The 12,464-nt window shown below is 62.9% G+C and carries 12 protein-coding genes and 1 pseudogene; 8 read left to right on the top strand and 5 right to left on the bottom strand.

What is annotated here, in order from left to right:
• The first annotated feature begins 42 nt into the window (after nt 1–42).
• Together C8K66_RS06320 and C8K66_RS06315 are read left to right on the top strand one after the other, a co-directional pair.
• Nucleotides 43–387, top strand: coding sequence for a YciI family protein (locus C8K66_RS06320; RefSeq protein WP_017847213.1), 345 nt, complete (start codon nt 43–45; stop codon nt 385–387).
• A gap of 118 nt (nt 388–505) precedes the next feature.
• Nucleotides 506–1,723: an RNA polymerase sigma factor gene (locus C8K66_RS06315; RefSeq protein ID WP_057004501.1), complete on the top strand. Its 1,218-nt coding sequence runs from the start codon at nt 506–508 to the stop codon at nt 1,721–1,723.
• A gap of 54 nt (nt 1,724–1,777) precedes the next feature.
• Here the strand turns inward: C8K66_RS06315 and C8K66_RS06310 are convergent, their stop codons facing one another.
• Nucleotides 1,778–2,632 carry a LysR family transcriptional regulator gene (locus tag C8K66_RS06310; protein WP_017847215.1) on the bottom strand — a complete coding sequence of 285 codons (855 nt, stop codon included), beginning with the start codon at nt 2,630–2,632 and terminating at the stop codon, nt 1,778–1,780.
• 87 nt (nt 2,633–2,719) lie between these two features.
• On the opposite strand from C8K66_RS06310, the gene C8K66_RS06305 reads away from it, so the two are divergent.
• Entirely contained in the window at nt 2,720–3,232 is a 513-nt protein-coding gene (locus C8K66_RS06305) for a multidrug/biocide efflux PACE transporter (protein ID WP_046382304.1), read from the top strand.
• Here the strand turns inward: C8K66_RS06305 and C8K66_RS06300 are convergent.
• A complete protein-coding gene (locus C8K66_RS06300) occupies nt 3,131–3,889 on the bottom strand; it encodes an SDR family NAD(P)-dependent oxidoreductase (RefSeq protein WP_046382305.1) in 759 nt (252 codons plus the stop codon). The two genes, C8K66_RS06305 and C8K66_RS06300, sit on opposite strands and share 102 nt — an antisense overlap.
• Nucleotides 3,890–3,994: 105 nt before the next feature.
• Here C8K66_RS06300 and C8K66_RS06295 point away from each other — a divergent pair, with 105 nt between their 5' ends.
• Nucleotides 3,995–4,891, top strand: coding sequence for a LysR family transcriptional regulator (locus C8K66_RS06295; RefSeq protein WP_017847218.1), 897 nt, complete (start codon nt 3,995–3,997; stop codon nt 4,889–4,891).
• Here C8K66_RS06295 and C8K66_RS06290 read toward each other — a convergent pair.
• Nucleotides 4,888–5,805, bottom strand: coding sequence for a LysR family transcriptional regulator (locus tag C8K66_RS06290; protein WP_017847219.1), 918 nt, complete (start codon nt 5,803–5,805; stop codon nt 4,888–4,890). The genes C8K66_RS06295 and C8K66_RS06290 overlap by 4 nt on opposite strands.
• A 104-nt stretch (nt 5,806–5,909) precedes the next feature.
• Here C8K66_RS06290 and C8K66_RS06285 point away from each other — a divergent pair, with 104 nt between their 5' ends.
• From C8K66_RS06285 to C8K66_RS06275, 3 genes are read left to right on the top strand one after another with little or no spacing between them, the layout of a single operon-like run.
• On the top strand, nt 5,910–6,668 hold the full coding sequence (locus C8K66_RS06285; protein ID WP_108524465.1) for a 5-oxoprolinase subunit PxpA: 759 nt from the start codon (nt 5,910–5,912) through the stop codon (nt 6,666–6,668).
• A 56-nt stretch (nt 6,669–6,724) separates the two neighbouring features.
• Entirely contained in the window at nt 6,725–7,603 is an 879-nt protein-coding gene (locus C8K66_RS06280; RefSeq protein WP_017847221.1) for an allophanate hydrolase subunit 1, read from the top strand.
• On the top strand, nt 7,600–8,574 hold the full coding sequence (locus C8K66_RS06275; protein ID WP_057004499.1) for a biotin-dependent carboxyltransferase family protein: 975 nt from the start codon (nt 7,600–7,602) through the stop codon (nt 8,572–8,574). The genes C8K66_RS06280 and C8K66_RS06275 overlap by 4 nt, the downstream gene beginning before the upstream one ends.
• 139 nt (nt 8,575–8,713) lie before the next feature.
• Here the strand turns inward: C8K66_RS06275 and C8K66_RS06270 are convergent, their stop codons facing one another.
• Entirely contained in the window at nt 8,714–10,330 is a 1,617-nt protein-coding gene (locus tag C8K66_RS06270; protein ID WP_046382307.1) for an inorganic phosphate transporter, read from the bottom strand.
• Between the two features lie 140 nt (nt 10,331–10,470).
• Nucleotides 10,471–11,493: a transporter gene (locus C8K66_RS06265; protein ID WP_017847224.1), complete on the bottom strand. Its 1,023-nt coding sequence runs from the start codon at nt 11,491–11,493 to the stop codon at nt 10,471–10,473.
• A gap of 65 nt (nt 11,494–11,558) precedes the next feature.
• Here C8K66_RS06265 and C8K66_RS31555 point away from each other — a divergent pair.
• Nucleotides 11,559–12,449: pseudogene (locus C8K66_RS31555) on the top strand (hypothetical protein); the annotation flags it as partial.
• Between the last annotated feature and the right edge of the window lie 15 nt (nt 12,450–12,464).

The following is a 12,464-nucleotide window of genomic DNA, read 5'->3' as shown; positions in this document are numbered from 1 at the left end:
GCCCCGCGAACTATAGTCAGTAGTCCGAAAACGGAGAACGCCATGAAATACCTGTGCCTGATCTACAGCAACGAACAGGTGCTGCACACCGCGCCGGACAGCCCGGCCGACCCGGAGTGCTTCGCCTACGCGCAGTCCGTCCAAAAGAGCGGGCGCATGCTCGCCGCCGAGCCGCTGGAGTCGGTGAGCACCGCCACCACTGTGCGTATGCGCAATGGCAAGCTGTCGATCACCGACGGGCCGTTTGCCGAAACCAAGGAGCAGCTCGCGGGGTTTTACCTGATCGAAGCCCGGGACTTGAACGAAGCGCTCCAGGTCGCCGGCGGCATTCCGGCGGCCCGGGTCGGCAGTGTGGAAGTACGCCCCGTGCGCCAATTGAATCTCTGAACACAAAACACTCATAAACAGGAGGTTTACCCATGAACACTCAACCTGCCGAATGTGAAAGGTCCATCAAACCTGGGGGCGACGCGCCCAATCGCCCGGTGACCCAGGATCTGCCCGATTGACCCCTCCGATCGAGACGATTTACCGCCGCGAATCACGGCGCGTGCTGGCGACGCTGATTCGCTTGCTCGGCGATTTCGACCTGGCCGAGGAAGCGCTGCACGAGGCGTTCCTGGTCGCCATGCAGCGCTGGGAGCACGACGGCGTGCCGAGCAATCCACGGGCGTGGCTGGTCTCGACCGGGCGCTTCAAGGCCATCGATCGCCTGCGCCGCCAGGCCCGTTTCACCCCGTTATTGCAGGCGCAGGCCGATGCGCTGGCAGCGGCCGATTGGGACGACGAAGACGTGGAAGACGACCGCCTGCGCCTGATCTTCACATGCTGCCACCCGGCGCTGGCGGCTGACGCCCAAGTGCCGTTGACCTTGCGTGAAATCTGCGACCTGACCACCGAAGAAATCGCCCGCGCCTTTCTGGTCCCGCCGGCCACCATCGCCCAGCGGATCGTGCGGGCCAAGGGCAAGATCCGCGAGGCGAAGATTCCCTATCAGGTGCCGTCGCTGGCCGAATTGCCCGAGCGCCTCGACAGCGTGCTGCGTGTGATTTACCTGGTGTTCAACGAAGGCTACTCGGCGTCGATGGGCGCGGATCTCACGCGCGACGACCTGACCCGTGAAGCCATCCGCCTCGGCCGTTTGTTGCTGGAGTTGCTGCCGGAGCCGGAAGTCATGGGCTTGCTGGCATTGATGCTGCTGCACGAGTCGCGCCGCCCGGCGCGGACCTCGGCCGGCGGCGAATTGGTGCTCTTGGACGAACAGGACCGAGCATTGTGGGATGCGTCCCTGATTGCCGAAGGCTGTGCGCTGGTGGAGCAAGCGCTGACGACCCGGCGCTTTGGGCCCTATGGCTTACAGGCGGCGATTGCGGCGGTACATGCCGAAGCGCCGAGTGCCGAGCACACCGACTGGCCGCAGATTGTCGGGCTATACGATGTGTTGCTCCGCACCGTGCCGTCGCCCGTGATCGAACTGAACCGCGCAGTGGCGCTGGCCATGCGCGATGGGCCGTTGGCCGGGTTGCAACAGGTGGAGGCGATTCTGGCGCGGGGCGAATTGCTGGACTATCACCTGGCGCATTCGGCGCGTGGCGAATTCTGCCGACAATTGGGGCGGCTGGACGAGGCGCGGCTGGCGTATGAAAAAGCCCTGTCTCTGACCCGGCAAACCCCGGAAAAGCACTTCCTCGCACGCCGCCTGGCCAGCCTGACCCCGATCTAGCGTCCAACGCATTTCCACTGTGGGACCACCAAGCGCTGCCTGCTCTGGACGAACTCAATCGAGCATCTGCCCCAACAACCAACTCCCCGCAGGCCCCGGCGGATATTGCCGCGACCACAGCGCATCCACCGCCACCGAGCGCGGCCAACTGCGCACGCTCAGTTCAATCAGCCCGGCATTGCCAAAGCGTTCCACCAACCAGCGCGGCAGTGCGGCCCAGCCAAAACCGAGCTGGGCCATTTCCATCAGCATCAGAAAACTCGGCGCCGACCAGACGCGGCCCATGGGGCGGGTTTCATTCGGGTTGATGATGCTCGCCAGGCGCAGCTCACGGTGTTGCTGCAACACCTGTTGGTTGACGCTTTCCAGGCTGGCCAAGGGGTGCGTGGGCGCGACGAACAGGGCAATTTCGGTGCGCTCTTCCACCGGCGAACGGCTCAGGTCGGGTGGGTAAACCTCCTGGGCCTCCACCAGGGCAATCTGGGCCCGGCCACTTTGCACCAGGGCTATCAGGTCTTCGCACTCGGCGATCAGCCATTCCAGTTCCAGGTCGGGGTAGCGTTGCTCAAAGGCCTTGAGCGCAAGCTCGAAGCGCTCCGACTGGTAGGTGTCGGACATCGCAATCGTCACTTTCGCCTCCAACCCCTGGGATAGCTGACTTGCCGCCAACGCCAGCCGACTGCTCGCCTCCAGCACCTGCTCGGCGCGTTGCAGCAGCACGTGGCCAGCGGCGGTCAGCGTCGGCTTGCGGCTGCTGCGGTCGAACAGCAGCACATCGAGGTCAATCTCCAGGCTCGCCACCGCCGCGCTGACGGTGGACTGGCTCTTGCCCAGCTTGCGTGCCGCCGCAGAAAACGAGCCTTGGGTCGCGGCCTGAACAAAGGCCTGGAGCACTTCATGGGAGGCCATGACTATCGCCTTTATCGATGGTTATTGGTTATGAAGTATCGATACAAAGCGCAATGATGGCAACACAGTCACTCACGGAGCCGGGGCATGAACCCTACCAAGTCGATTACTGAACGTGTGTGCCAGGCCATCGGTTTCGAGGCCCTGGCGTTGTTGATCTGCACGCCGTTGCTGGCGTGGATCATGGACAAGCCCGCCGTGGAAATGGGCATGGTCACCCTGGCAATCAGCCTGATGGCGCTGACCTGGAACGTGATTTTCAACGGCCTGTTCGACCGCCTCAAGGCACGCCTGCAACTGGCCAACAACGGCTGGACCCGGGTGCTGCACGCCTTGCTGTTTGAAGGCGGGCTGGTCCTGATGTGCGTGCCGTTGATTGCCGCGTGGCTGAACATCAGCCTGCTGCAGGCGTTTATCCTCGATATCGGCGTGTTGCTGTTTTTTCTGCCGTACACCTACGTGTACCACTGGGGCTACGACGTGATGCGCGAAAAGCTCTTACAGAAACATGCCGCCCGAAGCCTCGATCCGCTGGCCGGTGATCCAGTGGCTACCGTCCGCCAGCAGGCTGGCAATGGCCCCGCCGATATCATCCGGTAACCCGGCGCGGCCCAGGGCGGTGTTATTGGCGACCATCGCGTTGAGGTTGGCGTTGTCGCGCACGGCGCCGCCGCCGAAGTCGGTTTCGATGGCGCCCGGCGCGAGGATATTGACGCTGATACCGCGCGCGCCGAGCTCTTTGGCCTGGTAGCGGGTCAGCACTTCCATGGCGCCTTTCATCGCCGCATACGCGGCATAGCCGGGCAGGCTGAAACGGGCGAGGCCGCTGGAGATATTGAGGATGCGGCCACCGTCACGGATCAGCGGCAGCAGTTTCTGGGTCAGAAAAAACGGGCCTTTGAATTGAATCGCGACCAGTTGGTCGAACTGCGCTTCGCTGGTCTCGGCAAAGCTGGCGTGGATGCCGATACCGGCGTTGTTGATCAGAAAGTCGAAATCATCCCGTGCGAAAACACGCTTGAGCACGCCGCCGACGGCTTCGACGAACGCGTCGAAGGTGGCGCTCTGGCTCACATCCAGTTTCAGCATGGCGGCGCGGCCACCCCATTGTTCGATCTGCTCGACCACTGCCTGGGCTTCATCCGCCTGGCTGTGGTAAGTGCCGATGATATCCACGCCTTGTGCGGCCAGGCGCAACGCGGCGCTTCTACCCAGGCCGCGGCTGGCGCCGGTGATCAGTGCGATTTTGCGGGTCATGGTGCAGTCCTCTGAGGTGATCGTGGGAATGAGTGTATTTGTCCGCCTGTAACGTGATAAACAGCGGTAAAGCGAAATCACTGGCCGGAAAAAGCGAACAATCCCATGAACAAACTGGAGTTGCTGCGCACCTTCGTGCGCGTCACCGAACTGTCGAGTTTCACCGGCGCCGGCGAGAGCCTGGGCCTGCCGCGTTCCACGGTGTCCGAGCATGTGCAGGCACTGGAAGAACTGCTCGGCGCGCGCCTGCTGCAGCGCACCACGCGCAAGGTGCAGGCGACCCAGGACGGCCGCGTGCTGTATGAACGCAGCAAGGACTTGCTTGCGCACATGGAGGAACTGGAGGGCTTGTTTCGCCAGGACGAAACACAACTGACCGGACGCATTCGGGTGGACCTGCCGACCATGATGGCGCGGGATTTGATCCTGCCGCGCCTGCCGCATTTCATGGACGCGCACCCGTTGATCGAGCTGGAAATCAGCGCCACCGACCGTCAGGTCGACCTGCTGGCCGAGGGGTTCGATTGCGTGCTGCGCGTCGGTGCGCAGCCGGACCAGTCGGTGGTCGCCCGGTTGTTGTGCAGCATGCCGATGATCAACTGCGTGAGCGCAGGCTACCTGCAACGCTATGGCGTGCCGCGGACGCTGGCCGACCTGGCCGACCACCACTTGGTGCATTACGTGCGCCCGCTGGGTTCGCGCTCGGCGGGGTTCGAATACCTGCAGGGCAACAAGGTACAGCGCTTGCCCATGGCCGGGCGGGTCACGGTCAACAGCACCGATGCCTACAAATCCGCCTGCCTGGGCGGTTTCGGGATTATCCAAGTGCCGGCCCTGGGCATTGGCGATCAGTTGGCCAGTGGCGAACTGGTGGCGGTTTTGCCGGAATACCCGGCGCCGCCGTTGGACGTGTCCCTGCTCTATGCCGGGCAGCGGCATTTACCGCTGCGGGTGCGGGTGTTCATGGACTGGTTGGCGGCGACGCTGCAAGCCCAACTCTAACGCCGCGCCGACAACTGCTGCGGGGCCAGGAAGGCGTCGTGGAAGTAGTCCCGGAACGCCTGCATCGCCGGGGTAAATGCGCGCTCGCGGTGCCAGGCCAGGCCGACGCTCATGGGCGTCACCGGGTCGGTCACGGTCAGGGTTTCGATGCGCTTGCCTTCCAGGGACCAGGGCCGATGCACCAGGTCCGACAGGATCGCCACGCCGCTGCCATTGGCGACCATGCTGCGCACTGCTTCCACCGAACTGGTGCGCAGCCGCACCTTGGGCGTTTGCCCGGCCTGTTCCCAGTAGCGCATGGCGCTGTGTTCGGCTTCGTCGACGGTCAGCAGGATGTAGGGCTCGCGGGCCACGTCCGCCAAGCTGACGGCGCCGCGTTCGCACAACGGGTGATGGCTGGGCAGCCACAGGCGGCGTTCGGAGTTGAAGAGGATTTCCGACACGATATCCGCGTGGGTGAGGTTGGCGGTGAGCACCACGGCCATGTCGAACTGGCCGTCGAGCAGGCCGTGTTCGATGGCCTGGCGCTCCTGCTCGAACACCTCGATGGTCACGTCCGGGTGCCAGTGTTCCATGCGCTGCAGATGGTGCGGCAGGAAGTAACCGAGCACCGTGTAACTGGCGGCGACCCTTAGCACGCCGCTGGCGCGGTAGTCGGGCAATGGGCTGTTCAACGCGTCGTCGACACTGCGCACGATCACATAGGCACGGTTGAGAAAGTGCCGCCCGGCGTCGGTCAGGTTCATGCCCTGGGCCGAACGCACAAACAATTGCACGCCGAGCATCGCCTCCAGTTCCTTGATCGCCGTGGTCACGGCCGATTGGGAGATGTTCAGGTGAATCGCCGCCTGGGAAATCTGGCCGATCTCGGCGGTGGCGACGAAGTAGCGGATTTGGCGCAAGGTCAGCGACATGGCGATATCTGTTTTTCAGAAGATAGGCCATCTGATAATAGATCTTCCCAAGGGGTCAAGCCGCAGCCTACTTTTCAGCATCACCTTTGGCGGAGCGACTTTTCATGCAGGCAGTGGATTTCAATTCAGACATGGGCGAAGGCTTCGGCCCCTGGACGATCGGCGATGGCGTCGATGCCGAGCTGATGGCCTACATCAGCTCGGCCAATATCGCCACCGGCTTCCACGCCGGCGACCCCGGCACCATGCGCCGCACCGTCGCACGCGCCAAGCAACTGGGGGTCGCCATCGGTGCCCATCCGGGCTTTCGCGACCTGGTGGGCTTCGGTCGCCGCCATATCCACGCGCCGGCCCAGGAGCTGGTGGACGACATGCTCTACCAGCTCGGCGCCCTGCGTGAAATCGCCCGCGCCCAGGGTGTGCCCGTGCAACACATCAAGCCCCACGGCGCGCTCTACATGCACCTGGCCCGCGATGAAGACGCCGCGCGGTTGTTGGTGCAAAACCTGCAACTGATTGAGCCGACACTGTTGCTGTACTGCATGCCGAATTCAGTGATCTGGCGCATTGCCAAGGAACTGGGGCAGCCGGTGGTGCGTGAGTTCTACGCCGACCGCGAGTACGACCTGAGCGGCTCCATCGTGTTCACCCGCACGGTGCGCGCCCTCGACCCTGCCACCGTCGCGGCGCGGGTCCTACGGGCTTGTCAGACGGGTCTTGTACGCACCGTAGAAGGCGAAGACCTGTTTATCGAATTCGATTCCATCTGCCTGCACAGCGACACCCCCGGCGCCCTGGAATTGGTCGAAGCCACCCGTGAAGCCCTGGACCAAGCAGGCATTGCGGTCAGAACACCCGAATAAGATCGACCCCATACTTTTTTGCCTGCCTTTCTATAACGATTCCAAGAGGAACAGACATGGCTGAAACGTCCCCCATCCGCTACAGCTTCGGCGCCGACGAACACCTGTTCGCCGAGGTCAGCGACAGCATGTCCCTGGAGGCTTTCTTCAAAGGCATGGCCGTGACCCGCGCCGTGGAACGCCTGGCGTTGGACGGTGTGCTGGATGTGTGCCTGGCCAACGCCTCCTTCCAGATCCGCTTCGACCCGGACCGCATTGCGCCCCATGTGCTGCTCGACGCGGTGCAAAGCGCCGAAGCCCAGGCCGTGGCCGAACGCACCTTGCACACGCGCATCATCGAAATCCCGGTGCTCTACAACGACCCCTGGACCCACGAAACCCTGATGCGCTTTCGCGATCGCCATCAAGACCCCAGCGGCACCGACCTGGAATATGCGGCGCGGATCAACGGCCTGGCCGATGTCGACGCTTTCATCGCGGCCCACAGTGGCGCGCCGTGGTTTGTGTCGATGGTCGGCTTTGTCGCGGGCTTGCCGTTCATGTTCCAGATGGTCGAGCGCGAGCGGCAGTTGCAGGTGCCCAAGTATCTGCGCCCGCGCACCGACACGCCGAAACTGACCCTCGGCCATGGCGGCTGCTTTGGCTGCATCTACTCGGTGCGCGGCGCTGGCGGCTACCAGATGTTCGGCGTCACCCCGGCACCGATCTACGACCCGGCGCAGCAGCTGGCCTACCTCAAGGACCATATGGTGTTCTTCCGGCCGGGCGACATCGTGCAGTTCAAACCGATCGACCGTGAGGCCTACGACCTGGCCGTCGCCGAGGTGGACGCAGGACGTTTCGACCTGCGCATCCGCCCCCTGGAATTTTCCTTGGATGCGTTTCTCGCCGACCCCATCGGTTATCCGAAAACCCTGCAGGAGGCGCTGGCATGATCAAGGTGCTCAAACCCGGCCTGGCGACCTCGGTACAGGACCTGGGCCGCGAAGGTTATTACCACCTGGGTATTCCGCCGTCGGGCGCGCTGGACCAGTATGCGCTGAGCGCGGCCAACCATTTGGTGGGCAACCCGCCGGGCGCGGCCGGCCTGGAATGCACGCTGATCGGTCCCGAGCTGGAGTTTCGCCGGGACGCCTTGGTCGCCCTGAGCGGCGCCTTGATGGCGCCGCGCCTGGACGGTGAAGTGGTCCACCAGGACACCGCGTTCCAGGTCCGCGCCGGGCAGGTGTTGCGCTTCGAATTTCCCCTGGCCGGTGCGCGTACCTATCTGGCGGTCGCCGGCGGCATCGACGTGCCGTTGGTGCTCGGCAGTCGCTCGACCTACACCCTCGGCGCACTCGGTGGCTTTCACGGGCGGCGATTGCAGGCGGGGGATGAGCTGCCCATCGGCGAGCCCAGTGGGCAGGGGCGGGCGGGCAACAGCTTGCCGATGGCCTTGCGCCGGGCAGTCGGTGGCGATGTGACCTTGCGCGTGGTGCCCGGCCTGTATTACGAACGCCTGACGGCGGCGGCGAAAAGCAGCTTTTTTGCCGAGCCGTGGACGGTGGGGTCCGAGGCGGATCGTATCGGCTATCGCTTCAAGGGCGGCAGTGCGTTGAGCTTTCAGCCACGGGAGCAGCCGTTTGGCGCGGGGTCCGATCCGTCGAACATCGTCGACAGTTGCTACCCGATCGGCTCGATCCAGGTGCCGGCCGGGCTGGAGCCGATCGTGCTGCATCGGGACGCGGTGTCGGGCGGCGGCTACGCGATGATCGGCACGGTGATCAGTGCCGACCTGGACTTGATCGGGCAGATGCAGCCGAACCAGCGGGCGGGGTTTGTGGCGGTCAGCCTGGAGCAGGCGTTGGAGGCGCGGCGGGTGTACAAGAAGCGTCTGAAGGCAATGACCGGGCTCTTCAATACCTGAAACACCACCCAGCAAAATGTAGTGGGTCAGCAGCGTTTGGTGAACAGCCAGTAGAGCAGCATCGCCACCCTGGTCACTGCCACGCCGGCCAACAATGTGGGAGGGAGCAAGCCCCTCCCACCTTTGATCCGGCGCTGGGTCAGAAGAGTTTGGTGAATAACCAGTACAGGCTACCCGACAGTAGAATCGCTGCCGGCAAGGTCAGCACCCAGGCCATCAGCAAATTGCGGATGGTCTTCATCTGCAAGCCGCCGCCGTTCGCCACCATGGTCCCCGCCACGCCGGACGACAACACATGGGTGGTCGACACCGGCAAGCCGAACATATCCGCTGCGCCGATGGTCAGCATCGCCACGGTCTCGGCCGAGGCGCCTTGGGCGTAAGTCATGTGCGTCTTGCCGATTTTCTCGCCCACGGTCACCACGATGCGCTTCCAGCCGACCATGGTCCCGAGCCCCAGGGCGATGGCCACGGCGATCTTCACCCACAGCGGAATGAAGCGCGTGGAGTTGTCGATCTGTTGCTTGAACAGTTGCAGCTTGCCTTGGGTGTCGGCGTCGAAGTTGCCGATCTTGGCCTTGTCCATCAACCGAATGGTTTCGCTGGTCAGGTACATGTCGTTACGCACGTTGCCTACGGCTTCGGCGGGGACTTTAGCCAAAGAGCCGTAGCCTTTGACTTCATCGCCGATCTGGCCGGCGAGGGCGGCGAGGGCCGGGATCAGTTCGGGTGTGGCGTCCTTGGTCCGCACGTAGGTCGAGAGGATGGGGCGCGGGTCGCCCGGCAGCGCTTGCGGCGCGCTTTTCATCAGCGCGACCTGGGTCACTTCGGCCACCGCGGCAAACTGCAGCGATTGTTCGGCGGGCATGGCGCGGTTCAGCGCATACGCCATCGGCAGGGTGCCGACCAGGATCAGCATGATCAGGCCCATGCCTTTTTGCCCGTCGTTGGAGCCGTGGGCGAACGATACACCGGTGCAGGTGAGGATTAGCATGCCGCGAATCCACCATGGCGGCGGGGTGTCGCCTTTGGGCGCCTTGTACAGCGCGCGGTTTTTCACGAAGGCGCGCAGGGCCAGCAACAGCAGGGCGGCGAAAGCGAAACCGATCAGCGGCGAGAGCAGCAGGGCGTAACCGATCTTGATCGCCTGGCTCCAGTCCACGCCGCTGGTGCCATCACGTCCGTGCATCAGGGCATTGGCCACGCCGACGCCGATGATCGAACCGATCAGAGTATGGGAGGACGAGGCCGGCAGGCCCAACCACCAGGTGCCGAGGTTCCACAGGATCGCCGCGATCAGCAGGGCGAAGATCATCGCGAAACCGGCCGAGGAACCCACCTGCAAAATCAGCTCGACCGGCAGCAGGGCAATGATGCCGAACGCCACTGCGCCGCTGGAGAGCAGCACCCCGAGGAAGTTGAAAAAACCCGACCACACCACCGCGAACTGCGGCGGCAGCGAGTTGGTGTAGATCACCGTCGCCACGGCGTTGGCGGTGTCGTGGAAACCGTTGACGAATTCGAAACCCAGGGCGATCAGCAGCGCCACGCCCAGCAGCAGGAACGGCGTCCAGGTGGTGACCAGCGTGCCCAGTTCGTGCATGTCGCGCATCAGGCTGTAGGCGGTGAACAACAGGCCCATCGCGAGCACGGCAAAGAACATGATCACCGTCAGCAGGCCGGGTTTTTTGTCCAGCCTGGGTCGGGTATCAACGGATGACGTATGCGTTGAAGCTGTCAGGGAAGGGGTGGCCATGCAGTAACATCCAGTGTTGGAAAGGATGTCGCCCATGATCATTGCAGAATATTACAGAGATGCTGCGATAGATCAGTGTTTAGCGGATTGGATCGGCCGTTGGTCTACAAACGCACAGATTTTTTGAGCGCATGTGAGGGTCAGTAGTCGTTGCGTTTCCTGAAGGCCCAGCGCCCGGCAATCAAGGTAAAGGTCGCGACCAACGCCACCAGAATCCAGAAGCCTTCCGGGTCTTGGGAAAGCGGCACGCCGCCTACGTTCATGCCGAAAAAGCCGGCAATGATATTGATCGGCAACGCCAGCACCGTGACCACCGTCAGCGTAAACAGCGTGCGGTTGCTTTGTTCGTTGAGGTTGGCGGCGATTTCTTCCTGCAACAATTTGATGCGTTCGCCCAGGGCCGTCAGGTCGTTGATGATCAGCGCAAACTCCTCGGTGGATTTGCGCAGCTCCTTGACGTCTTCCTTTTGCAGCCACTGCGGCGGGCGGTTGAGCAGCCGCAGCAACGAGCCGGGCTCCAGCGCCAGCAGGCGTTGCAGGCGCACCAGCACCCGGCGCATGGCGCCCAGCTCGGCGCGGTTGGTGGACAGGTGCGAGGAGAGCAATTGGTCTTCGATGTGGTCGACGCTGATGCTGGTCTTGCGCACGATCTGCGTCAGCACCTCGCCCTGGTCGCGCAGCAGGTGGACCAGCAACTCCAGCGGCGAGCGGAAGTGCTCACCGGCCTTGACCGACGAACGCAACTTGTCCACCGAGTGCAGCGGTTGCAGGCGCGCGCTGATCAGCAAGTGACTGCGGGCGCAGACCCACAATGTGGAAATATCCGACGAGACCATGCTGCTGAAGTTGAACACCACGTCGTTGACCACCGCGAGCAAGGCTGAGTCGACGTGTTCGATACGGGTGGAGCGCGAGCCTTCGTGCAAGGCTTCGAAGAATTCTTCCGGCAATTGCAGGTGCGCCAGCATCCAGCGCTCGCATCCGGCATGCGCCAGGTTCAGGTGCAGCCATAGAAACTCCTGCGGGTCTTGCGGTTGCTGCAAGGCCTGGAGAGCGGTGGCTGAATCAATCTGCTCACCCTTTTCGCCTGGGCGGAAACGGAAACCGTAAAGCAAGCCAAACAGATCGGAGTCCTGGTGGCTGTGGTCGATGCTGTGGTTCATGGAGTCTCGCAGAGAAAGGACCTGTAGGACGTTTCACAGGTTCGCGTGAGCGAATCATTGCAAGGATGCTTGACAGTTTTGTGACAGTTTTCGACTTATTTCGCCTTGATGACATTTTATTGACCGGCTATCGAAATGAGCTCAAGAAGTGTCTAGATCGGCCGATTCAGGGCGCAAGAACCGCTGCGGATGACGGCGCCTTCGACGACAGGGATGTCATGACGTATTTGCACCTTTTCCTTGTTTCGAGGCTTTTCCCGATGACTTTTTTGCGAACATCCCTGCGGGCACAGATTTTGTCGCTGCTCGGCGGCAGCCTGCTGGCGATGCTGTTGATAGCCCTGGCCTGTTTCAACTTCCTTTCCAACGGGGTGCAGAGTTACCGCAGTTTGCTCGACGGGCCGTTGCTCACTTCACAGTTGATCGATGAGGCCAACCTGCAATTCAAGGTGCAGGTGCAAGAATGGAAAAACGTGTTGTTGCGCGGCAAGCAGCCGCAGGACCTGGAGAAATATTGGGGCCAGTTCCAGGATCGGCAGCGCGATGTACAAGGCATTCTCTCGCGGCTGGTCACCCAGACCGCCAGTGACCCGGCGCTGAGCCAGCGTATCCAGAACCTGCGTCAGGAACACCAGCAGCTCGGCGTTGCCTACCAGAAGGGCCGCGATGCCTACTTGGCCGCCGGCGCCGACCCGAGCGCCGGAGACACCGCGGTCAAGGGCGTGGACCGCGCCGCCAGTGAACAGATGAGCGCGCTGGTCAGCGACCTGCGTGCCCAAAGCACCCAGCAATCCCAGGTCATCAGCGCCCATGCCGAGCGCACGGTGATGGTGGGGCTGGCGATCATGTTGCTGTCCGGCGTATTGATCGGCCTGTTCAGCCTGTGGTTGATCAACCGCAACCTGATCCTGCCGATCCGTGGCTTGATCGACTATGTGAGCCAGCTGAGTCACGGCCGTTTTGCCGAGCGT

The sequence above is a fragment of the Pseudomonas sp. GV105 genome, assembly GCF_003058185.1.
GTDB lineage: Bacteria > Pseudomonadota > Gammaproteobacteria > Pseudomonadales > Pseudomonadaceae > Aquipseudomonas > Aquipseudomonas veronii.
This window is presented reverse-complemented; position numbering and strand designations above follow the sequence as displayed.